The organism is Niabella ginsenosidivorans (assembly GCF_001654455.1).
GTDB lineage: Bacteria > Bacteroidota > Bacteroidia > Chitinophagales > Chitinophagaceae > Niabella > Niabella ginsenosidivorans.
Map to the genome: position 1 here is coordinate 2,759,863 of NZ_CP015772.1, position 23,700 is coordinate 2,783,562.

The 23,700-nt window shown below is 45.1% G+C and carries 21 protein-coding genes; 5 read left to right on the top strand and 16 right to left on the bottom strand.

All coding sequences use genetic code 11. From position 1 onward, the window contains the following. The 10 genes from A8C56_RS11455 to A8C56_RS24465 all read right to left on the bottom strand — a co-directional run bounded on the left by A8C56_RS11455 (nucleotide 1) and on the right by A8C56_RS24465 (nucleotide 10,120). Nucleotides 1–999: a vWA domain-containing protein gene (locus A8C56_RS11455; protein WP_067755950.1), complete on the bottom strand. Its 999-nt coding sequence runs from the start codon at nucleotides 997–999 to the stop codon at nucleotides 1–3. Next, complete coding sequence (locus tag A8C56_RS11460) at nucleotides 996–1,946, bottom strand: hypothetical protein (RefSeq protein ID WP_067755953.1); 951 nt, start codon at nucleotides 1,944–1,946, stop codon at nucleotides 996–998. The genes A8C56_RS11455 and A8C56_RS11460 overlap by 4 nt, the downstream gene beginning before the upstream one ends. Before the next feature lie 13 nt (nucleotides 1,947–1,959). After that, nucleotides 1,960–2,844 carry a DUF58 domain-containing protein gene (locus A8C56_RS11465; RefSeq protein WP_067755956.1) on the bottom strand — a complete coding sequence of 295 codons (885 nt, stop codon included), beginning with the start codon at nucleotides 2,842–2,844 and terminating at the stop codon, nucleotides 1,960–1,962. Nucleotides 2,845–2,929: 85 nt separating this feature from the next. Continuing rightward, nucleotides 2,930–3,931 carry an AAA family ATPase gene (locus A8C56_RS11470; RefSeq protein WP_067755959.1) on the bottom strand — a complete coding sequence of 334 codons (1,002 nt, stop codon included), beginning with the start codon at nucleotides 3,929–3,931 and terminating at the stop codon, nucleotides 2,930–2,932. Between the two features lie 129 nt (nucleotides 3,932–4,060). Beyond that, nucleotides 4,061–5,764 carry an NAD+ synthase gene (locus A8C56_RS11475; RefSeq protein ID WP_067755962.1) on the bottom strand — a complete coding sequence of 568 codons (1,704 nt, stop codon included), beginning with the start codon at nucleotides 5,762–5,764 and terminating at the stop codon, nucleotides 4,061–4,063. A gap of 654 nt (nucleotides 5,765–6,418) precedes the next feature. Further along, complete coding sequence (locus tag A8C56_RS11480) at nucleotides 6,419–6,907, bottom strand: ribonuclease H-like YkuK family protein (protein ID WP_067761930.1); 489 nt, start codon at nucleotides 6,905–6,907, stop codon at nucleotides 6,419–6,421. A 710-nt stretch (nucleotides 6,908–7,617) separates the two neighbouring features. Beyond that, nucleotides 7,618–8,781 carry a PA0069 family radical SAM protein gene (locus tag A8C56_RS11485; protein WP_245645862.1) on the bottom strand — a complete coding sequence of 388 codons (1,164 nt, stop codon included), beginning with the start codon at nucleotides 8,779–8,781 and terminating at the stop codon, nucleotides 7,618–7,620. 86 nt (nucleotides 8,782–8,867) lie between these two features. Then, the gene (locus tag A8C56_RS11490) at nucleotides 8,868–9,512 is read right to left on the bottom strand and encodes a 2'-5' RNA ligase family protein (RefSeq protein ID WP_245645864.1); all 645 of its coding nucleotides are present in this window, start codon (nucleotides 9,510–9,512) and stop codon (nucleotides 8,868–8,870) included. A gap of 53 nt (nucleotides 9,513–9,565) precedes the next feature. Further along, on the bottom strand, nucleotides 9,566–9,952 hold the full coding sequence (gene apaG / locus A8C56_RS11495) for a Co2+/Mg2+ efflux protein ApaG (protein WP_067755968.1): 387 nt from the start codon (nucleotides 9,950–9,952) through the stop codon (nucleotides 9,566–9,568). A 30-nt stretch (nucleotides 9,953–9,982) separates the two neighbouring features. After that, nucleotides 9,983–10,120 carry a hypothetical protein gene (locus tag A8C56_RS24465; protein ID WP_157097952.1) on the bottom strand — a complete coding sequence of 46 codons (138 nt, stop codon included), beginning with the start codon at nucleotides 10,118–10,120 and terminating at the stop codon, nucleotides 9,983–9,985. 48 nt (nucleotides 10,121–10,168) lie between these two features. Between A8C56_RS24465 and A8C56_RS11500 the strand changes: the two genes are divergently transcribed. Then, the gene (locus A8C56_RS11500; RefSeq protein WP_067755971.1) at nucleotides 10,169–11,620 is read left to right on the top strand and encodes an NADP-dependent isocitrate dehydrogenase; all 1,452 of its coding nucleotides are present in this window, start codon (nucleotides 10,169–10,171) and stop codon (nucleotides 11,618–11,620) included. A gap of 216 nt (nucleotides 11,621–11,836) precedes the next feature. On the opposite strand, the gene A8C56_RS11505 is transcribed toward A8C56_RS11500, so the two are convergent. Beyond that, nucleotides 11,837–12,976, bottom strand: coding sequence for a serine hydrolase domain-containing protein (locus A8C56_RS11505; RefSeq protein ID WP_084490170.1), 1,140 nt, complete (start codon nucleotides 12,974–12,976; stop codon nucleotides 11,837–11,839). A gap of 152 nt (nucleotides 12,977–13,128) precedes the next feature. On the opposite strand from A8C56_RS11505, the gene A8C56_RS11510 reads away from it, so the two are divergent. The 3 genes from A8C56_RS11510 to A8C56_RS11520 are packed head-to-tail and all read left to right on the top strand — an operon-like array spanning nucleotide 13,129 to nucleotide 16,759. Next, nucleotides 13,129–13,698 (top strand): hypothetical protein, encoded by a 570-nt coding sequence (locus A8C56_RS11510; protein ID WP_157097953.1) that lies wholly within the window; start codon nucleotides 13,129–13,131, stop codon nucleotides 13,696–13,698. 19 nt (nucleotides 13,699–13,717) lie between these two features. After that, on the top strand, nucleotides 13,718–15,877 hold the full coding sequence (locus tag A8C56_RS11515) for a cation:proton antiporter (protein WP_067755978.1): 2,160 nt from the start codon (nucleotides 13,718–13,720) through the stop codon (nucleotides 15,875–15,877). A gap of 54 nt (nucleotides 15,878–15,931) precedes the next feature. Continuing rightward, nucleotides 15,932–16,759 (top strand): SMP-30/gluconolactonase/LRE family protein, encoded by an 828-nt coding sequence (locus A8C56_RS11520; RefSeq protein WP_245645866.1) that lies wholly within the window; start codon nucleotides 15,932–15,934, stop codon nucleotides 16,757–16,759. A 24-nt stretch (nucleotides 16,760–16,783) separates the two neighbouring features. Here the strand turns inward: A8C56_RS11520 and A8C56_RS11525 are convergent, their stop codons facing one another. The 3 genes from A8C56_RS11525 to A8C56_RS11535 all read right to left on the bottom strand — a co-directional run bounded on the left by A8C56_RS11525 (nucleotide 16,784) and on the right by A8C56_RS11535 (nucleotide 20,396). Next, nucleotides 16,784–17,851 carry a hypothetical protein gene (locus A8C56_RS11525; protein ID WP_071609336.1) on the bottom strand — a complete coding sequence of 356 codons (1,068 nt, stop codon included), beginning with the start codon at nucleotides 17,849–17,851 and terminating at the stop codon, nucleotides 16,784–16,786. A 72-nt stretch (nucleotides 17,852–17,923) separates the two neighbouring features. Further along, on the bottom strand, nucleotides 17,924–18,628 hold the full coding sequence (locus A8C56_RS11530; protein ID WP_245645867.1) for an EcsC family protein: 705 nt from the start codon (nucleotides 18,626–18,628) through the stop codon (nucleotides 17,924–17,926). Between the two features lie 88 nt (nucleotides 18,629–18,716). Next, complete coding sequence (locus tag A8C56_RS11535; protein WP_067755983.1) at nucleotides 18,717–20,396, bottom strand: sodium:solute symporter family transporter; 1,680 nt, start codon at nucleotides 20,394–20,396, stop codon at nucleotides 18,717–18,719. Between the two features lie 455 nt (nucleotides 20,397–20,851). On the opposite strand from A8C56_RS11535, the gene A8C56_RS11540 reads away from it, so the two are divergent. Further along, a complete protein-coding gene (locus A8C56_RS11540; RefSeq protein WP_067755986.1) occupies nucleotides 20,852–21,073 on the top strand; it encodes a cupin domain-containing protein in 222 nt (73 codons plus the stop codon). An 11-nt stretch (nucleotides 21,074–21,084) separates the two neighbouring features. Here A8C56_RS11540 and A8C56_RS11545 read toward each other — a convergent pair whose 3' ends face one another. Further along, nucleotides 21,085–21,756, bottom strand: coding sequence for an FAD-binding oxidoreductase (locus A8C56_RS11545; RefSeq protein WP_067755988.1), 672 nt, complete (start codon nucleotides 21,754–21,756; stop codon nucleotides 21,085–21,087). A 165-nt stretch (nucleotides 21,757–21,921) separates the two neighbouring features. Beyond that, on the bottom strand, nucleotides 21,922–23,655 hold the full coding sequence (locus A8C56_RS11550; RefSeq protein WP_067761935.1) for a sodium:solute symporter family transporter: 1,734 nt from the start codon (nucleotides 23,653–23,655) through the stop codon (nucleotides 21,922–21,924). Nucleotides 23,656–23,700 lie beyond the last annotated feature (45 nt).

Consider the following 23,700-nt stretch of genomic DNA (forward strand, 5'->3'; position numbering starts at 1 on the left):
TTATGGGAACCCCTTAAATACCGTGTACCGCAAAACGATCTCCAGGAATAAAAGTGCCAATGCGGCCAGCACCAACGGCAGAAACATTTCTTCCACCTGTTTGTAATGAACAATCTCCACTTTGGTCTTTTCCAGCTTATCGATCTGGCTGTAAATAGACTGCAGGGAGTTTTTATCTACTGCATGATAATAACGGCCGCCTGTTTCGCCTGCGATCTTTTTCAGCAGGTCCTCATCTAAAAAGTTCCTGACACCGGATGCCATTTGCTCTTCAGTAAACTCGCTCACACCTAACCCTATACAATACACTCTTACGCCATTTGCTTTTGCTATTTCCAATGCCATCTGCGGATCAATGATCCTTGTGGGCGGTGCATCCTCTTTTCCATCCGTTAACAGGATGATCACTTTTGTTTTGCTGTTCCCTTTCCGTATCCGGTTTACAGCGGTGGCCAGGCCTTCACCAATAAGCGTCCCGGGCTCAATGTACCCGCCGTCCATTACTTTAAGATCTTCCAGTTGCTGCAGCAAGGTGCTTTTATCAAAGGTCAGCGGTACCTTTGTAAATGCCTCACCCGAAAAAATGACAAGCCCAATGCGGTCTGTTGGTCTTTTTTTTACAAAATCGACCGCTACCTCTTTTGCCACCGTAAACCTCCTGGGCTTAACATCCTGCGTAAGCATGCTGCCACTTACATCCATTGCCAGCATTATGTCGATCCCCTCTCCTTCACTGCGTGTCATTTGCTGCTGGTGCTGCGGCCGGGCCAGGGCGGTGATCAGCAATGCGATTACCAGCAGCCGCAAAATAAAAGGCAAATGCCGGAACCTTGTTTTAAATGTTGGCGGCACCTTATAATTAACACTTGATGCCATTATAACGCCCCTGCCCGTTTTATCCTTTTGCAGGTATTGCCATACCAGCAAAGGAATAGTGGCCATGAAAATAAAATTCTCCGGCCAGATGAATGTTATATTTTGGAACCATTCGTAAATCATTGCTGCTTTGTTGTTTCCTGCGCTTTGCTAAATACGGTTTCCGGATGCGGTTTCTGAACAGGATGCTTCGCCCCTGCTTCAACATGATCGATTGACTGATCAATTATTTTAAATGCTGATCCGGTCTCTGCATCCCCCGGGTCGTACTTTGCAAATTTTACCAGATCACAAAGAGACAGCACATTGCCGGTTTCTTTATACAATTCCTTATCGGAGAACAGGGGCCGTATCCTGGTGATCAGGTCGCCGGAGGTCTGGTGCAAAGAATTCACGCCGGTACGCTCCAGAAGGTATGCCCTGAATATTTCAACCAGTCTTGCATAAACCCTGTTTTTAGCTACACCGGAACGCTGCAGCTCCTTCAGCTGATGCTTTGCTTTTGCATAAGCTCCTTTAATAAGCGCTTCCTGTTTCCGGGGCTTTTTTTCTGCTGTAAGCCAGTATATGGCTACTGTAATCATTATAAGCAACAGCGCTGTAAGATACCACCACTGCTCTATTTTTTTGCTCAACCGGAAAGGCACAGTATGCACGTCCTGTATATCATGATAGGGCTGGCCGGGATCAAAAGGGCTGGTAAATACCACTTCCACAAAAAGGGCTTCTGTTTTTTTATCCGGGGTTAACGCAACCGGCGGAATAACCCAGCGGCCGGAATCAAAGCTGGTTATGCGATAGTATTGTGAAGTAACCTGCACCCCATCCACCATTTCCCTTACAATGCTATCTTTTTTCAGGAATTCAAAATGAGGCAGCGAATCTAAATGGAATTGTTCATTGCTGTCTTTGCCCGGCGCTCTTATTTCCAGTTTCAGCAGCAAGGGCTCCCCCAGCAGTATCTTCTGTTTGTTTACCGATGCCCTCACCTCCGTTTCCTGTGCAAAGGCGGGTAATGCTACCAGCAGTAACACCGACACAACAACTATTCTTGCTCCCTTCTTAAACATTCCTGCACTCCCTTTAATTAACACTCCCTTTTACCCGGCTCCTGAAAAAACGCCGCAATACATTTATATAATCATCTCCTGTTTTTAAATGCAACAGATCACTGTTGGCCTTTTTAAATATATCTGCACAATAGGCTGTAACCCTGAAGAACTCCTCCTCATACCTCCTTCTTACATAGGCATTGCCGGAATCAACCCATTGCACAGCCCCTGTTTCCGCGTCCATCAGCTGGATCAATCCTGCATCGGGCAGTTCTTTATCCATCCGGTCATATAATTTAATGCCGATCACATCATGCTTTTTGCCCGCAACCCGCAAAGCATCTTCATAATGCGCATCGATGAAATCACTTAATATAAACGCAATGCATCCCTGTTTTACAGAATTGGTTAAAAAGCGGATGGCGGTAGCGGTACTGGTGCCTCTTCCTGCAGGTTCCAGGCTCAGCATTTCCCGCACAATAAACAGGGCATGCTGCCTTCCTTTTTTGGGAGGCACATACAGTTCCACTTTATCGCTATAAAAAACAGCGCCAACCTTATCTGCATTGGCTACTGCCGAAAAAGCAAGCACAGCGGCTATTTCAGCCGCCAGGTCACGTTTACGCCCGTAAGAAGTTCCAAACAATTCACTGCGGCTGATATCAATCAGCAGCATCACGGTCAGCTCCCGTTCCTCCTCAAACACCTTGCTGTAAGGATGACCGATGCGGGCCGATACATTCCAGTCGATGAACCGCACATCATCGCCCGGCACATATTCCCTCACTTCTTTAAACGACATGCCTTTTCCCCTGAAAGCACTGTGGTACTCTCCGGAGAACAATTGTGTGGCCAGCTTCTTGCTCCGGATCTCCAGCTCCCGGACCTTTTTTAATATTTCTTCACGCGTTCTCAATACATTTTATTTTGTTTGAAAAACTGAGCCCTGAGTGATCAGGTTTTGGTCTTCTACTACCAATAACTCAACACTCAATTCTCAATTACGGTACATTGACCGCTTTTAAAATTTCATCAATGATATTTTCGGCATTGATATTTTCTGCTTCTGCTTCGTACGTCAGCCCGATCCGGTGCCTTAATACATCATAGATCACGGTACGGATATCCTCGGGTATTACAAAGCCCCGCCTGTTTAAAAACGCCTGCGCTTTGCCGGCCAGTGCCAGGTTAATGCTGCCACGCGGGGAAGCTCCATAGGAGATCAGCGGCGTCAGCTTACCCAACTGGTAACGCTCCGGGAAACGGGTAGCAAAAACAATATCCAGTATGTACTGTTCCACTTTCTCATCCAGATAAATATCCCTTACCAGCTCTTTTGCATTATTGATTTCTTCGATGCTTACTACCGGTTTTACGGGCTGCAATTTTTCCCCCTGTACGTTATATCTCAGGATCAGTTGTTCTTCCTGCATTTCCGGATAACGAACAATCACCTTCATAATAAAACGGTCTACCTGTGCTTCCGGCAGCGGATAGGTGCCTTCCTGCTCCAACGGGTTTTGTGTAGCCAGCACCAGAAAAGGATCATCCAATTTAAAGGTATTATCGCCGATGGTAACCTGCCGCTCCTGCATAGCCTCAAGCAAAGCAGACTGCACTTTTGCCGGTGCGCGGTTAATTTCATCTGCCAGGATAAAATTGGCAAAAACAGGCCCTTTCCGCACTACAAATTCGTTCTGTTGCTGGTTATAGATCAGGGTACCGATAACGTCTGCCGGTAAGAGATCCGGCGTAAACTGTATACGGTTAAAGTTGGCATGGATGGCTGTGGCCAGTGATTTGATCGTTAATGTTTTTGCCAGTCCCGGCACACCTTCCAGTAACACGTGCCCATTGCTCAGCAGGCCGATCAGCAACCGGTCCAACATATGGTTTTGCCCGATGATCACATGCCCTATTTCATGACGCAACGCATCTACAAAATAACCGGCCCCGTTTATTTGCTCATTCAATTGCCTTATTTCTTCTGCTGTTTTTGCCATATCAATAATTTCTGATTTCTAAATGCTGATACCTGATGTTTTTCAACCATTCATCCTGCAAATAACCTGCCGGAATAGCTTTTGCTCATCGTTTATAATGCATTATACATTGTTAAATGTTACTATTGGCTATGAAAGATATTTTCCGACAATCGGCATTCTTCTGCCTATACCAAATGCTTTATAGCTGACACGGATGATGGGGCAGAATTGTTTCCGCTTATATTCGTTCATATTGACCATCTTTAAGATCCTTGATACCAGTTGCTCATCATACCCCAATGCGATGATCTCCGCAGGCCCTTTTCTTCCTTCAATATATTCTACCAGAATCGTATCAAGGTCTGCATAATCCGGCAGGCTGTCACTATCTTTTTGCCCGGGCCTTAATTCTGCTGAAGGAGCTTTTGTAATGATGTCTGACGGAATTACAATACCGTTCCGGTTGATGTATTTTGACAAAGCGTATACCTGTGTTTTATACACATCTCCTAAAACACCAATGCCACCGGCCATATCGCCATACAACGTTCCGTAGCCCGTAGCCAGCTCACTTTTATTGGAAGTGTTCAGCAAAATATGCCCGAACTTATTGGAAAGCGCCATCACCAGGTTGCCCCGGCTGCGGCTTTGCAGATTTTCTTCCGCAACATTAAACGGCAGTCCTTTAAATACGGGCGACAACTCCGTTACAAAAGCATCATAAATATTTTTTATAGGTATAATATTGTACGGATTGCCCAGGTTTTTGCTTAACGTTTCTGCATCGCTCACAGAGTGTCCTGTTGAATAGTGCGAAGGCATCAGAATGGCCCATACATTTTCCTTCCCCAGCGCTTCCACGGCCAATGCCTGTACCAGAGCGCTGTCTATGCCACCGGACGCGCCCAGGATGGCTTTTTGAAAACCCATTTTTGTAAAATAATCCCTGATGCCCAGCACCAGCGCCTGGTGTATTTCTTCTATATTTTTTTCATCTGATAAATAGTCCAGGGTATTTTTTCCCAGGCCTACTTCAGATGCAGAAAAAAATACGGGCGTTTCCTGCCCTGTTCCGGCTTTTTCAGCTTTGGACAACGCATCCAGATCGGCAATAAAAAAGTCTTCTTCAAAATAGGCGCATTCCTTTACCCTGTTCCCTACGCGGTCATAGACGAGGCTTCCTCCATCAAAGACCACTTCCGTTTGGGCGCCTACCGCATTGCAATAGATCATTGGTAACCCATACTTTATTGTATGGGCTTTTACGATGCTGTTACGCACAGTATCCTGCGCATAGTTATAAGGAGAGGCCGAAAGATTGATCATGATATCCGGATGCTGTTTGATCAGCTCATCCATGGGTGTAATGCGGTAAAGCGGGTTATCGCCCATATTCCAGATATCTTCACAAATGGTAACGGCCAGCTTTTTCCCGTGAAATTCCAGCACCTGCCAGGTATCTGCCGGTTCAAAATAGCGGTATTCATCAAAAATATCGTAATTAGGCAACAGTGTTTTGTGCACAATGCCTTTTATTTGCCTGTTCTCCAGCAGATAAACCGCATTATAAAGTCTTTTTCCCTCCCGCTTTTCATTCCTGCGGGGCGCTCCGATGAGCACACCAATACCTTCTGTATGCTGACAGACCTCATTGACCGCTGCCTCACATTTATTAATAAAATCATTAAATTCCAGAAAATCCTGTGGCGGATAACCGCATACACAAAGTTCCGTAAATACGATAAGGTCGGCACCTGCCTGTTTTGCCTGCTGAATTCCTGAAATAATTTTTCCAACATTTGCATCAAAATTCCCAATATGATAATTCTGCTGTACTAAAGCAATTTTCATCGAGCACTGTTTAAAACATCATTTAATAGTTACAAATGTAACCTTATGACTACAAACAATAAAGCTAAATATACTTTAACATTTTATATAAACGGTTATACCAGGCAGATGCATAAAAATATAAAAATCTGCCACGAATATCCGCCTGAACGGAACGGGATTCGGGCGGGCATGGATAAAAAATACCGTTCTATACTTTTAATATAGTCACCAACAGCGCCTTTAGCACTCATTCGTGACTTAACATTATCGATTCCAATTACAGTTAAAATAAATTTATGCGTTCACCCTGAAGATTATACCTGTATTCAGCTAAAAGTTGCATATCGTTCTGTTGCAGCAGCTCAAAAGCGGGTTATAGAGGAAGTTTTATCCTCACTGGCCATTCCTGAAAAGGCGGTTTGTTTTTAGGATCAGTTCCGGTAAGCGCCCGTTAATGATCTATCTTCTTTTTTCAGACGGGCCTCATATCAGCAATTATGTGCAGACCATGAACCTGATCTACTCTTGTATTAACCGCGAATTCCACACCATCGATAAAAGCCCAGGGCCCGGGTATCTGGTAACTAATAGTAATAACTGGTTTTAAAACCGTACACAGGTCATTACGCCGGTACAACAGCGCACAAAAGGTCATTTCACAGGAAGTATAGTTTACTGTACCACTTTATTGGCGCAGCAGGAACTGGCAAATGCTTCGGGTTTTGCCTTAAATACAAATCCCATTCCCGTAATATACCCAATGGCCTCCTTTAAAGCATCGTGGCTTTTATACATGGGATCCGTGTTAATATCCACATGCACTTCCATATCCACCTGGTGCGATGTAAATACATTGCTGAGCGCATAAGCTACTTCAATGCTACGCGCTACTTCTGTCATCATCCGCTGACGGATGCTCATCTTTTCACGGGTGGTTTCATTGTTCAGGTACATAAAGCCTCCGCGTCCCTTACGGATAAAAACAATTGCAGTTGCAAACTCTGTATCGGCGCCTTTTACCTGGCTGTCGGTACCAATACAAACTTTTAGCTGGCTGCCCATTTCGCGTTCGCGCAGGATAGCGCCGCGTACTTCGTCTTCAATGTAGGCAGTGATCTTCTCTCCGGTTAATTTCCTCCATTGTTTTGTTCTATCGTGCATATGAAACTGGTTTTCTCTTTTTATGAAAGCGCACCACTCCTTTTCACCTATAAAATCCGGCCAATTGGAAAATTTGCAGTAAATTATCAATTCTCATCCGTCAGTCGTGAAAAATATTTTCCACCGGGTGCCGGATTATGTGGAAAACTCACTTCCAGAATTAATACCTGCTTAAACCTTTTTAGAAAGAAGATCCTTATGCCGTTTATGGTTCAGGCCATTGTTGTGGTTTCCCGGCCATTGACCAGGAACCCCCTAAGCACTCATAGCTGATCACTGAAAACCCATCCCGATAACTATCCTATCAGGTGAACATATCTCAAAAACAGTTCTGGTAACAACGGGCATCAGCTTTTCTGTTGCGTGAGAAGCATTTCCTCCGGTCATTGGCCACCCCGGCTCTGCTGCATTTTTTAATATTGCGGCGCTCCGCAGCGATGTTTCTACGTACCAAATGATAATCTCAGACAGTTATCTTTTTTATTAAAATATCCGTTCCCTGGTGGTTTGAGAATGCCTGCCATCTTTAACAGGGCAGGCAGGTCTGTACTGACCGGGAATAAAATTCATTCTGATTCCGCTTCACTTTCATTACCAAGGTGCAGCGCAGCAATATAAGTTTCCGCCGGTATGTTGCTGCCTGTAACATCATTTTAAAGAAGGAAGTTGTATCCACATGATAGGATCACTACAGGCCTCAACTTCATTTTCTAAAAAAGTGTTCCCTGCTGCCCCGGTCGCCGGAATGCGCTCCGGTCGAGGCCCGTTTCTCCTTCATTCATTTTATACAGCTTTCCGTATTTGGCATATTGCTGGGCAATGATCTGTGCAATGCTCCCCTCCCCGCGCATGCGCAGGCCCCATCGGGAATCATTTACCTTGCCATTATGGCTCTGCTCGATCATATGCCAGATCTTATCGGCCCTGTCCGGGAAGTTCTTATACAGCCAGTCATGAAATAAGAACTTGATGGCCCCGTTCAGCCGGATAAAAGTATAGGCCGTAAACGTAGCGCCTCTGTCTGCCGCCGCTTTCATGATGCGCTGCATCTCATGATCATTTAAACCGGGTATCATCGGCCCCATCATAATGCCCATGGTAACGCCTGCTTTGCTTAATTCTTCAATCACCCTTAACCGCTGCATCGCCGTGGTGGTGCGGGGTTCCATTACCCTTCTCAGCTCTTCATTAAAAGAAGTTACAGACACCATAGCCCGCACGATATTTTTCTTTGCCATTTCCTGCAGCACATCCTTATCCCTGAGAATACCGGCGTTCTTTGTAAGAATGCCAACAGGCTGGTTGAATTCATTGCATACTTCCAGCAGCCCTCTTGTAAGCCGGTATTTTTTTTCTGCGGGCTGATAGCAATCTGTATTCCCGCTCAGCATGATGGGAATAGGTTCCCACCTGGGATGCATCAGTTGCTTGCGCAGCAGCTGGGCGGCATTTTTTTTAACAATGATCTTCTGCTCAAAATCAAGCCCGGCGCTATATCCCCAGTATTCATGCACATTGCGGGCATAACAATAGATACAGCCATGCTCACAGCCTGCATAGGCGTTCATACTATACCCCATGCCCACATCCGGACTTTCCACCTTATTGACAATGCTTTTTGCTTCCTGTTCTATGTATTGTGTGGACAGGTCGGGCTCTTCCCAGTCATCAATAGCCTCCACATGTTCTTTTACCGTTTCATTTTTCAGAAAGCGGTTGCGCGTATTGATCTGCGCGCCACGGCCCTGATGATACTGCAGTGTTTCGTCCTTCTTAGAAGCTGTAACTTTAAAATGATCCTGTTGCAATTTGTTAACTGCGGTCTTACCGGCATCATTAAAAGAAGCTCCTTTATTTTGTTCGTTATTTTTCATTTTTAAGCTTTGAGAATTGAGCTATCAGCTTTCAGAAACTATTGACTATTGACCATCATTATTCACCATGAATCATGGACTATGAACTAAAACATCTGGCCCTGTCTGGGCAATACCGGCATGCCCCGGAACTGAAACCGCTCTACCATTTTATAAGGTAATTCCTGGCCTGCTCTTTTCAGCAAGGTCATGTGACCGGCTATAAATTTTCCGCTGAAGCTTTTATTACTGTATTCCAGCCAGCCACTTTCATACTGCCAGGGTTTTAACCTGCGGGCTATGGTAATGTGTGGCTCCAGGATAAAATGGGGCTTATTGTCCTTATCCAGTTTCATAAGGGCCTGTGCATCGGTGCGGATACTTTTTACCAGGTGCTGAATACTCAGCCGTGATGCTATATTGATATAAATAGTATGCGCCGGAAAACTTCCGTAATTCATCAGCTCCACACAAAAAGGCGACCACTCCTTTGCCCTGATGCGCAGCTTTTGACGGATGCGCTCTTCCGCCTCTTCATAGTGCCTGTAATGCACCAGTGTAATGTGCGGCTTGCCCCGTATAGCCTCCGCCGCTTTGTATTTTTCATAAAACAAATGTTTTTCCTGAACAATACGGTTAGAGAGATCCTCGTGAGGTTCCAGGAGTAAAAGATATTCAGCAACGGCCACCGCTTTTATAAGATCCACGCTTTGCATAAAAACAGTTTTGCACAAAGCTAATAATTTTAGCATTTAAATACTAATATTTTTAGCAAAAAATAGTTAAAAAAAAATCCCTCCGGTAATCAATTCAATTTTGAAGGGGCCAGCATTTCAAATTCAGGAATTTCAACAGAGAACAGTTGATGCGAATCCTGGTTTTCCATTTCATAAGAGCCTTTCATTTTTCCCATTTCCGAGCGCAGGTTGCACCCGCTCATATACTGATAGGTTTCACCGGGCGCCAGCACCGGCTGAACGCCTACAACACCTTCCCCTTCTACCTGTCTGTAGCTTCCGTTGCTGTCAAAAATATACCAGCTCCTGCGCAATAGTTTTACCGAAAAGGCATTATAATTTTCCAGAGTAATGCGATAGGCAAACATAAATTCAGATTGCAAAGCATTGCTGTATTCCGGCTGATAAAATACCTCAACGCTTACATGTATACCGGCTGAAATTAAGCTGCTCATGGATGGGATTTTTGGTAAATATAGTATTTTTTAATCGCGTTTCCATTTATTGCGGCCGGGTATTTTTTGTACCTTTGCCACTTTATTGAGCCCGTAAAACGGAATTACCTGTTTAACTTTTTCAGATAACAAACTATTATTATCTGAAACCCAGTAGTATTTAGGCATATGTCTTATTTCAAAAGCAAAACAAGTATACATTAAATAGCATTTTTCATGAAAATTGCAGTAGCAAAAGGTGATGGGATCGGTCCTGAAATTATGGATGCAGTTATCAATATTTTTAAAGCCGCAGCTGTGCCTTTAGAATACGCGTATGTGGAAATGGGCAAATGGGTATTTGACAAAGGCTTTAACAACGGCATGACGGATGAAGCCAAAAAGAGCATTGAAGAGCTGGGCATCCTGTTCAAAGGCCCTATGGAAACGCCAAAGGGAAAAGGAGTAAAAAGTATTAATGTAACGGCAAGAAAAACCTGGAACACCTATGCCAATAAAAGGGTTTTCCAGACATTGCACGGGGTGGACACCGTTTTCAGCAAAGCGGGCATTCCCATTGATATTACTATTGTGCGCGAAAATATTGAAGACACTTATGGCGGCATTGAGCACATGCTGACGCATGATGTGGCCTTAAGCCGCCGCTTTATTACGCGCCCGGGCAGCATGCAGGTGATCCGTTATGCTTTTGAAATGGCCCGGCAGAAAAATGCCCGCAGGATCACCTGTGGCCATAAGGCAAACATCATGAAAATAACCGACGGCCTGTTCCTGGAATGCTTTTATGAAGTGGCCAAAGAATATCCTGCACTGAAAGCCGATGATGTTATTGTTGATGACCTGTGCATGAAGCTGGTGGTACAGCCCAATAATTTTGATGTGGTGGTGCTTACCAACCTGCAGGGCGATATCGTATCTGATCTTTGCGCCGGTTTAGTGGGCGGACTGGGCTTTGCTCCATCCGCAAATATTGGCGATCACATCTGCATCTTTGAAGCCGTACATGGCACAGCACCGGATATTGCGGGTAAGAATATTGCCAACCCAACGGCCTTACTGCTGAGCGGCATTACAATGCTGCGCCACCTGGGTCTTCTGGAAAAAGCCGCACAGATTGAAAATGCCTTATTGTATACCCTGGAGCAGGGGGTGCACACGGGTGATTTTGGGAATACATCTGTTCCGCCGGTCAACACAACGGAATTTGCCAATACCATTATCGCGAATATCGGCAAAAAACCACAGCTGAATGCAAAGCCGGAACTGGCCGACGTCGCCAGCTCCTGCACGGTACTGCACCAGGAAAAAAATATCATGCTGGAATCAAAAGAAACCAGCCAGGAAAAAATTGTGGGCGTGGATCTGTTTATTGAAAGCTCAGAACTGCCTGAGGTCATTGCTCAGAAATCACAGCGCCACGCCGGTGTAAAGTTCAGGATCGTAAACGTCAGTAACCGCGGCACACAGGTATGGCCTACGGGATCCGTATATACCGATCTTGTGAATCAATACAATGTTCGTTTTGAAAGCATCGATGACCTGCCGTTGAACCAGCAGGATGTCATTGGCCTGTATGTAAGCATGAGCGGCGATTTTAAGATCTGCTCGCTGGAATTGCTGAATGAATGGGACGGGAAAAAAGCATACAGCCTGGCACAGGGGCAGTAAAGACTGATCTAATAGCTCCTGCAGCATGCGCAGAATACGCTGATGCTTTAACCTTTTCTGCGCTCATCTGCGGGATGATTCATATTGCCCAGGTTCGCAGGCCAGGGTCTCTATCATAGCACGACAGACAAAACGCTAAATTAAATAGCTCCCGCTGAATGCGCAAAACAGACTGATCATTTAAACCCTTCGGCGGTGTCTGTGAGATGGTTCTCTCTACTGCTCTGCATACAGGCTGTTCAGCCAGTTAAAGAGCGGTGTATGTGCAATGGCCAATGCTTTCGGGCCTATGCCCACCTGAGCTGTAATATCCTGGAAAAGGGCAGCGATCTTAAAATCATCCCGGTTCGAAAAGATGATCACCATTGTATTTTTATGGGGATTGATATAAACAATATTGTGGAAGCCTGTACTTTCACCAGAGTGAAAAACAGCGGTGCTTCCGTCTGCTTCCGTGCAAATAAACCAGCCCAGGTTATAACCAATACCATCCTTTACAGGAAAAGGATCTTTGATAATCGTGTTAAAATAACCGTTAGAGTCAGTTGCCGATTCTATAAGCACCCGGGCCCAGCGCGCATAGGCTTCTACAGACATATACACGCCTCCATCCCCTTTTGTAGCGCTGGTAAGGCTCTGGTCCGCAAACCGGAACCCATTCCCTTCCGGGTGATAGCCATAAGCGCGATGCGGGATGAACACCCCCGGGTGTGCAACAAGCGCTTCGTTGAGCGCTAACGGATCAAAGACCTGTTGCTTTACAAAATCTTCATACCGCATCCCGCCCAGCTTTTGTACAATCAATGCCAGTAAACAATACCCCGTATTACTGTAGCGGAACTTGGACCCCGGCTGAAAGTAAACCGAATCTTTTGTCTGGATCAGCCGCAGCACGTCCTCATCCGACAGTTGTGCATGCTGATCAGCAGGAATTAAATTTTCATAATCCAGGATACCGGAGCAATGTTGCAGCAGTTGCCGGACAGTAATGGCCCGAACGGCTTTTGGCAGATCATTAAAAAGCGTGCCCAATGCGGTAGTATACTGAAGCTTCCCGCTCCTGATCAGCTCATAAATACTCCTTGCGGTAAACTGCTTGCTTACAGATGCCAGCCGGAACTGGGTTTGTGGTGTAACGGGGAGCCTCTTCGTAAGATCGGCCAGACCATAGCCTTTTACAAAACGATCTTTACCCTGCAGAACAAATACCGCAGCGCCGGGCGCTGCCGCCGAAGCATATTGTCTCGCTACAAGCTTTTCCAGGGCAGCATCAAAACCCTGCGCGTTTGCCGATGCTAATCCATTCAACATGGTCATTGCCAATAACAGGTATAAAAAAAACGGGAACCGCATCATCGGTAGTAATGATTAAAGATACAAAATCAGGGAAAAAAATAATTCTGACCGTAATGGATTAATTCCTCCGATACCTGCCATACTTGCCGGTTCCCTTCTATTTTTCTATCTTAGCAGCAATACACCAAAACCCCGTTATAATGAAATTATGTTTGATATCAATAATAATCCTTGCATTGCTGGCCCAGTATGGGTGCGGGTTTGATGAAAGAAAGAAGCAGTTAGACCAGCGGGAGCAGGCATTGATCGCCCGTGAGCAATTGGTCATGATTAAAGAAAAGCAGTTGAAACTTCTGGAAGACAGCCTGAAAAAGAATTTTGAAAAAATTGATTCAGCCAACCTTTCCCAGGCAGAGCAGACATTTCCGCTGCCCGATTCCCTTGCAGGTAGCTGGAATGTAAATATGGTCTGCACACAAACCAACTGCACCGGCTTTGCCGTGGGCGATATCCGGAAAGAAACCTGGCAGATTGCGGGTGTAGATAATAACGTTACCATAAGGGCCCTTCAGGGGGAAAAGCTGATCCGTGTTTACACAGGGAAATTTACAGGAACCCAGTTGAAATTAGCCACGCCGGAAACGGCACAAACCGCCACTATTATGAAAGTAGAGCTAAATATAGACAATCAGAATAAAATGAATGGACAGCGCATCATTACGCAGCCAGACGGGTGCAATACCTCCTTTAAGGCAGATCTTGATAAACTGAAAACCCGTTAATCCTATATCAGGCTGTACTATGTTATTAAATATTACGGACATTACGCTGCCTATTACCGATCCGATCCTGAAGTATCTGATCGTAATACTCGTGGTATTACTGGCACCTATTCTTCTGAACAAACTAAAGATCCCGCATCTTATCGGACTGATCATTGCCGGTGCGCTGATGGGCCCGAACGGGTTTGGCGTGCTGGACAGGGACAGCAGCATTGTGGTTTCGGGCACTACCGGCCTGCTTTATATCATGTTCCTTGCCGGCCTGGAAATTGATCTTATTGAGTTTAAGAAAAACAAATGGAAAAGTATCACATTTGGTATGTACACCTTTTGCATCCCGATGATACTGGGCACACTGGGCAGCTATTACCTGCTCCATTTTGACTGGATGACCTCCATTTTATTAGGCAGCTTAATTTCATCCCATACGCTGCTTGCCTATCCTATTGTTAGCAAATTAGGCATTGCAAAAGATAAAGCCGTAAATATTACGGTTGGCGGTACCATGATTACCGATACGCTGGCCTTACTGGTTTTAGCCGTAATTGTAGGAATGACCAAAGGTGCCGTCAATACCGCTTTCTGGCTGCGGTTAACCCTGTCTATCCTGGCATTTGGGTTGATCGTATTGCTCGTGTTCCCGATCATTGGCCGGTGGTTCTTTAAGAAAGTGCCCGATAAGATTTCGCAGTTCATATTTGTGCTGGTAATGGTCTATCTCAGCGCAGTGTTAGCAGAGCTTGCAGGCGTGGAAGGCATCATAGGTGCTTTTCTTGCCGGTTTGGCGCTGAACCGGCTGATACCGTCTACATCACCACTGATGAACCGGGTGGAGTTTGTAGGCAATGCCTTATTCATCCCATTCTTCCTGATCAGTGTGGGCATGCTGATCGATTTCAGGGCTTTTGTAAAAGGAACGGAAACCATTAAAGTAGCCGCAGTATTAACGCTGGGTGTGATTCTTGCAAAATATCTGGCGGCATGGGCAACCTCCGGAACTTTTAAGCTGACAAAAAATCAAAGGAGCATTATCTTTTCCTTAAGCCTTGCACAGGCAGCCGCAACGCTGGCAGCAGTTATGGTGGGGTATAATATTATTATTTCTGAAACACCCGATGGAGAGCCGGTACGCCTTCTTAACGAAGCCGTGCTCAACGGCTCCATCCTGGTCATTCTGGTTACCTGTACCATTGCTTCATTGGTAGCGCAAAAGAGCGGTGAAAAAATCGCTGCTGAAATGGATGTGAAAAAAGAGGATACTGACAACAACAGCGAAGATGAGGAAAAGATCCTTATAGCTACCAATTCGTTAGAAAAAACAGAGCAATTGGTTCAACTGGCGCTTAGCATCAGGCCCGGGTATAAGGAGGACCAGCTCTATGCATTGAACATTATTAACAAGCAGGACGCGCCCGATGAGTCAGACAAAACAGGAAAAAAAATACTGGAGCTGGCCGTTCAGACAGGTGCGGCGGCAGATATAAAAGTAAACGATATTATCCGGTATGATGATGATATTGTGAATGGTATTACAGGAGAGCTTAAAGCAAACAAAATAACAGACCTGATACTGGGGTTCAGTACCAAACCCTACAGCTCGGCAAAGAACAGGGATTTTATGAAAGGGATCCTGGAAAATGAAAGGATCACCACTTATGTATATAATCCTGTGCAGCCCCTGTCAACCATAAAAAAGAATATTGTGGTCATACCCAGGAATGCCGAAAAGGAAGCGGGCTTTTCCTATTGGCTCACTAATATCTGGAGCCTTGCCAAGCACTGCGGCGGAGGTATCAAATTTTTTGCGCCCCTCAATATTGCCCCCCTGCTCAACAATCTTAACGAAAAGAACCCGATCGACTATAGCCTCGAAGAATTTCTTTATTGGGAGGATATCCTGATCCTGTCCAGAGAAATAACCCGCAATGACCTCATTACTTTTGTACTGAGCAGGCCTGAGCACCGCTCGTATAATCAGCATATGGATAAAATGTTCGCCTACCTGGATAAATACTTCAGGGCCAACAATTTCCTCCTTGTTTATCCGATACAACCCAAACCGGAAGAGGCTGATGACTTTTATATAAAAGACAACACCTTTCTAAACCCGACAGTGGATCTGCAGGGACTGGGGAAAGATATAGGCAGCTTATTTAACCGGCAAAAAAACAGGCCATAGCCGGTAATCGTATTTTAAAAAAAAAGCTTATATTTAACAATAATGCTGTTATATATGAAAATAAGAAAATGGATTCTCCTGCTTGCCCTGCCGGCCTTTACCATTACCGGTTTCGGGCAGCATACCATTGTGCAGAAATGGACGACCACAGACTCCATTCCTGTTCCGGAATCAGTAGTGCCGGTTGCCAATAAAAACGAATTATACGTTTCTCTTATTGATGGCAATGGCAATGAAAAAGATGGCAAAGGAGGGGTGGGCATCATCACCAAAAATGGTGCTGTAAAGGATCTTAACTGGGTTACCGGCCTAAATGCGCCTAAAGGGCTGGGACTGTATAAAAAACGGTTATACGTTGCGGATCTTACTGATGTAGTGGTCATTGATACCAAAGAAGGCAAGGTGATCAAAAAAATTCCGGTTCCTGATGCCGTTTTCCTTAATGATATTACCATAGACAGCAAAGGAGTGATATATGTTTCTGATACCCGCAAGCACAAGATCTACAGGATCATCAATGACCAGCCGGAATTATACCTCGATAGTGCAACCAACGCAAACGGGCTAAAGGCAATAGGAACCGATCTATATGTTTTAGCCGGTAAAGAACTCTGGAAACTGGACAGGAACAAGCGTAAAACCATCGTCGCTTCAGGCTTTGAGCAGGGAGGTGATGGCCTGGAACCTGCCGGCAATGGTGATTTCCTGGTTACCTGCTGGCCGGGCATTATCTACTACGTTCACGCTAACGGGCAGTTTGATAAACTGCTGGATGTGCAGGGGCGCATGAACACTGCTGATCTCTTTTATGAGGCCGCCACAAAAACACTTTACATACCCACTTTTAATAATTACAGCGTGGTGGCCTATGAATTGAAATAAACAATAGCTATCAACAGCCGGCGATTACTGGTATTGAATATATACAGGCTGCGGTTTCAGCTTTAACAATTCCGGAGGTGTAAGCATTGTACCTCCTTTTTTTGTATCATTTTTGTAAAACAGCTTAAAGCCTGCAAACTGTACCGGCTGCTTATAAATAAACGCCCTATAGGAATTTGTTTTCAGCGATTTTGACCCCCAGCCATCCATATCGATCACCACCTGTACTTCCGGAACGGTTTTAATGTTCTTATAATCCTTTACCATATCATTCGTAAACCGGTGAATGACCAGTATTTTGGGTGGCAGGTCATTTTCACGGACAATATCGGCCAGATAATCGATCACATAGTTGATATCAGCGGCATCCAGGGAGCCGATAACGCTGCCCGGCGTATCCCCGTTCTTCATTGAAAATTCCGGATCAATACCCAAATGAAATGTGGGTAATTTTAAATACTTCTTAAACCGGGGAATTTCTGCCTGTAAAGTGCTCTGCCCTACCTGCACATCAATAAAGGTCAGCGCATTGATCTCGTTTGCCCATTTTATAATGGTATCAATCTGCCGGAAAGGCATGCGCAGCCGGTATTTACCATCAGTGCCTGCGCTCCCCTGTGCCGTAACGGCAATATAATGTAAGGCAGGCAGCACAGGCGTTGCGGAATCTGCCTGTTCCCACTTCTGCACCTCCTCTTTCAGCTTTTGGATCATTTTTTCTTTGGGAAGTTCGCCAAGGATACCCATTGTTTTTGAAAAAAGATTGCCATAGTAAGCCACCACCCTGTAAAACGGGAATACAGCGCCCGGCAATGGAAGACCGGTTTTTACAGGCCATCGCCCCGATGCGTCCCCATTGGCCAGTTGTTGCATTCTTTGCTCATACTCCGCTGTATCTACCGGAAGTGCGGCCGTTATATCCGGCTGCCTGATCTTACGGGCCTTTTTATCTGTTGAATCCGGCAAGAGACCACCGGCTTTTTCATCCTGTGCAAACAGGTTCTTCGGAGCAATAAAAAAAATAGTGCTCCCTAAAATACAACCAATAATGCTGATCCTTTTGGGGAACCATCGTCCTGCGCTTTTTTTCATGTTTCAAAATAAAATCATTCATGGCATTGCCCCCGTTAAAATGAAGTTATAAAACCATGGCATACATTCCGGTTATTTCATCAAATCGTCAGGATGCCCCAGAAGCCGCATCCGGTAAGCGTTCATAGCTGTTTTTCCCAGTTTCTTTACCAGGCTGTAATTGGCGATCAGCCCAACAGGCGCACCGATCACAGGCAACAGCTGCGCCATTTTAGCCAGATCCAGGTAATCGCGGTACTCCTGCTGGAATTTCCGCCAGTCAAAATCATCCGCGCGCTCCGGCATTGACCGTGAATTTACCTCCCAGTCTGCAATTTTCCTGTAAATAGTGTTCCGGTGCTGGGCGCCAGAAAAAGCCAGCTCAAAAATACGCAGCAGATATACCCTTTCCTTATAATCCTTCAGGTCAAAGCCATAAATGGAAGCTATTTCATAAAGCAATTTCAGTTTTAAAGCCAGCAGCAGCGGAAAATCGGCCAAACCCAGCAGCAATCCTCCCGCACCGGTAATGCCTCCTTCTATAGCTGCCGTATTCCTGTAGAGCTCAATCCGCTCTTTTACTTTTTGCTCCCTTATAATAAGAGGCACATCTTTTAACGGTTTGCCTGTTGTATACCTTGCACCAAACAAAACTCCCCGGATCATTTGTTTTACGACCACTGTTATTGCCTGGTGTATCTTTTCAGGAATGAGCGCATTGATCTTATCCTGCGTGCCTTTTGAAACACGGTTCAAAATACCCGGCGGCCGCTGCATCTTCAGTTGCCAGCGCTTCATTTCATCATATGCTATTTTTTCATACAGATCCATCCTAAAACGCAAAAGCGGGCTGCCCCGCTTTTAGTAAAACCATTAACAGGATCAGTTACCAGTACACCGTATAAAGAGCTGCCAGCAATGCTACGATAATCAACGCCCCGATCGTAAAGCCTGTTGATGTTTTAAACATAGCGGCGTCTACTTCCAGGCCTTTGGCTATAATACCTCTTTTCCGGTCGGAAATACTGATGAAATACATGCCGATTGTGCACACCACAAATACGATGGCCATACGATCCAGGAAAGGTATTTCGTATACCCCGCCGGAGTTTTGTACTGCCCAGCCGATAGAATAAAGAGGCGACAGATCGACCATCTGAGGCAGGAATTTCAATATCACGGATACAATGAACCCGCCGATAGTAGCAAACAAGGCAGCATTGGATGTTGTTTTCTTCCAGAAAAAGCCGAATATGAACATGGCAAAAATACCGGGAGATACAAAACCGGTATATTCCTGAATGTACTGGAATCCCTGTTTGCCCTCGCCCATTAACGCATCTCCTATAACCAATGAAAGCAATACTGCCAGTAGCATGGAAACCACAACGGTTGTTTTTCCCACGCCTACCAGGTGCTTATCGGAAGCACTTTTATTGAACACTTTTTTATAAATATCCAACGAAAAGATGGTGGCAATGCTGTTTGCCTTGCCGGCAAGTGAGGCAACGATGGCCGCAGTAAGCGCGGCAAAGGACAGCCCCTTCAGCCCCGCAGGCAGCAGGCTTATTAATGCAGGATAAGCCTTATTAGGATCCTGAACACCGGTAGCTGTGAGCAACTGATTGCCAGTAATGCCGCCAAGGTTTTCTTTTACAATATAATACACCGCAATACCGGGAAGCACTACAATAACCGGCATCAACATTTTTAAAAATCCGGCAAATAATAACCCTTTGCGGGCAACAGGCAAGGAAGCGCCCAACGCACGCTGGGTAATATACTGGTTACACCCCCAATAGCTGAGGTTGGTGATCCACATTCCGCCAATTAAAACGCTGAGGCCCGGCAGGTCTATATAGTTGGGGTTGTCCTTTCTGAAGATCATATGAAAATGCTCAGGTGCTTTTGATTGCAGAATGCCAAAGCCGGCACCAATACCTTTTCCGCCGGAGATCAGGTTCAATGCAATATAAGTGGCTACCAGCCCTCCTAATACCAGGAAAAAGACCTGAACGACATCTGTAAACCCAATCACCTTCATCCCACCCAGCGTAATGATAATTGCAAAAATGGCCAGCGCTAAAATACAGATGTGCAGATCTATACCGGAGATACCACTAATGGCCAATGCTCCCAGATACAGGATGGACATAAGGTTCACCACAATATACAGAACAAGCCAGAAGACCGCCATAATAATGGCCACCTTTTCATTATAACGCTGGCTGAGAAATTGCGGCATTGTAAAGATCTTATTTTTCAGATATACCGGCATAAAGAACACGGCCACGATTATCAGTGTGGCAGCAGCCATCCACTCATAGGTAGCAATCGCTAACCCCAGCTTAAAACCGGAGCCGCTCATCCCGATCATTTGCTCTGCAGAGATATTAGAAGCAATCAGGGAGGCGCCAATGGCCCACCAGGTTAGTGAACCTTCCGCCAGGAAATAATCATGAGAAGCAGAAACGCTTTCTTTATTTTTCCGACGGTAAACCCAATACCCGTACGAGGCTACAACAATAAAATAGATGAAAAAAACAAGGTAATCCGTCGTTTTCATATGCTCTTCCAATTATTTATGTGTTAAAAATGTCAGCTAATATATTCTTTTTCAAAATATAAAAACGAAGTTTTTATTTCCCCGGGAAAATGAGCTTAGGAATGAGGGCGAAATACATTTCAATATTCGACCGCAAAGTGCCCTGTTTTGCCCGGCTGTGTAATTGTCCCCGCACAAGAAAGAGAAACCCTCCCTGCATTTACAATTAAATTGAAACAAGAATCCGAGGAAGTCATAACTGTTGATACGGCTATCAGGAAAAGTCTATAGCAGCCCATAGATCTGAATGCTCAAAAGACGGTTCGCTATTTTCAAAACGGGCGCCCTGAAGGCAAAAGACTGCTGGATGCGCCACTGGTAAAGATAGATCTGAAAGAATTTACTGCCAGCTCAAAGATGAAAAAACATAGAAGGCAAGAGACCGGGATGCCATAACCGTTTTTAAAACCCAGGGCATGAGCGGGGTATTGATTGCATTGCACAAAGATACTGTTATGCAAAAGCACAAAGCAAAAGGCATCATTAGCGCACAGGTACTTGAGGGGCATATCCGTTTCGCTACGAATGACCCAACGACCTCATTACTGGAAGAAGCCATGATAACGTTGCATAAAGATGTTGAACATAGTGTAACTGCGATAGAGCCCACCATGTTCCACCTGACAATTTCCGGCTGACCATGCAGTCATTATATTTCTACGGTAATTACAGATTCCGGGCTGCCGAGATTTTTCAATGCCTGCTGAACCGTTTGTACCATAAGATCAGGGCCACAGATATAAAAGTGCTGATCGAAATCGCGGATCATGTCTTTTAAATAGGCTTCGTCAATCCGGCGATGATCATAGCCCGGCGCATTTTCCTGCGTAATTGTATTGATAAAATTCTGTCCTAACATTTTTGTAAACTCATCCTTCAGGATAATATCTGCTACGGTCTTATTGGAAAAGAATAATTTATTATTCCCGGTTAAGCCCTCTTTATGCAATTGTCTGAAAATGGCAATAAACGGTGTAACACCCGCTCCGCCGGCTATAAAGCAGCCCGCTCCTTTGTATTGGATGGCGCCCCAAACATCATGTAAAATCAATTCATCTCCCGGTTGTAATAAACCCAGCTGATGTGTTACACCATCCTGGTTATCATATATCTTTATCGTAAATTCTAAGTGGTCCCATTCATTTAATGAAGTAAATGTAAATGGGTTCCGTTTATCCTGCCAGCCGGCTTTATGAATACTTATTTCTGTTGCCTGTCCGGGAATAAACCCGTAACCCTGCGGCTTTTCTACCTCAAATCTTTTCACATCATGGGTTATAGTATCCGTAGATAAGATCTTTACAATATGCTTTTCGCTCATTCTTTTGAATTATACCTTTAAAGGTAATTCATTTTACAACGGGAAAGCATCGCAAAAAATAAATACTATAAAAAGTTCAAGAGCTTATAGCAAGTATTAATGATCTTTTCATTGCAGTGAAGATCGGGTTCAGAAAATAAAAAGCCTGTTAAATTCCAGATAAAGCTACCAGAAGCGGACGTACAATGCCGCCAGTATCATTAAAGTAATCACAATAAGGACGATTGTCTGCGGCTGTAACCGGAACATGGACCGGTCAATCTCAAATGCGTTGGGATTTTCCTTTGGACCAGCCAGGCTGACAGCGATCATGACCAGTACCGTAAAAAAGAATGACCATCCCATATTGATAAGGAACGGGATCTCGGTAATCGTATGCAGCACCCCTCCTTCCATTTTCTGATAAGTGAATGCCGTGTACAACCAGGTTTCTTTTCCAAAAAGATCTACCGCATAATTATTAAAGAAGATGGCCAGCACGAAACCAAGGATCACGCCTACCAAAGCCGCCGTTCCCGTGGTCCGTTTCCAGAACATTCCCAGCAGGAACATGGCAAATACCCCGGGGCTGATAAAGCCGGTGTATTTCTGAATAAAAGTAAATCCTCCTTCGCCTCCAATGCCCAGCACATCGGTCCAGGTAAACAGCAAAGCGATCAGCATGGCAAGAATAACCGCCCATCTGCCGATACGTACCGTTTGAATTTCCGTTAACGATTTATTGAGGTACTTTTTATGCACATCCAGTGTCCAGATCGTGGCAATGCTGTTTACCTTTCCAGCCAGTGACGCCACTATAGCGGCTGTTAATGCAGCAATTGCCAGCCCTTTTAATCCTGAAGGTAAAAATCCAAGGATAGCAGAGTAAGCACCATCTTTTACCCCGCTGAATCCCGGCAAATGATTGTTCTTATACAATACATAAGCGGCAATACCGGGAAGCATTACGATGATCGGCATCAGCAACTTCAGGAACCCTGCAAATAAGATTCCTGTGCGCGCGGTCTGCATATCGGCGCCCAGCGCCCTCTGAGTGATATACTGGTTACATCCCCAATAATTCAGGTTCACGATCCATTGCCCTGCAAAATACATAGCAATGCCGGGCAGCACTACATATTTCTGCACATCCAGATTCCGGGGATGATCGATGGTTGTGGTGGTAACAGCGGGTTTGCTCAACATCAGCTTAAAATGTTCGGGCGCCTGCGCCATCAGCGTTTTAAAGCCTGTAATGGCATTGCCGCTTGCGGCCCCGTTGATGCGGACATCCACGATCTGCAGGGCCATATACACGGTGGCAAGGCCACCCAATATTAAAACGCCTACCTGTATTACATCTGTAAAGCCGATCACCTTCATACCGCCTAATGTGATGACCAGCGCCATTAGCAGCAGAACGATCATGATAATATGCAGGTAACCACCGCCAAGCAGCGCATCAATGGCTACCGAGCCCAGGTACAGAATGGAGGTAAGGTTTACAAAAATGTACAGCAGCAGCCAGAACACTGCCATGATCAGCGAAACGGTTGGGTTATAGCGCCGGTTTAAGAACTGGGGCATGGTATAGATCTTATTCTTAAGATATACCGGTATGAACCAAACGGCAACGATGATCAGCGCTACAGCGGCGATCCATTCATAAGCGGCTACGGCCACTCCTACAAAGAACCCTTCCCCGCTCATACCGATGAACTGTTCGGCAGAAATATTGGAAGCGATGAGGGAAGCCCCTATGGCCCACCAGGTAAGGGACCCCTCGGCAAGAAAATAATCATGTGAGGCCGATACAGATGCTTTTTTCTTTTTGCTGTATACCCAATAGCCATAGGAGGCTACCACAACAAAATAGATAAAAAACACCAGAATGTCCTGCCATGCCAGATTTTCTTTCATATGAAGCAATTATTGATATGAACAAAAATTTATATACAAAAAAAC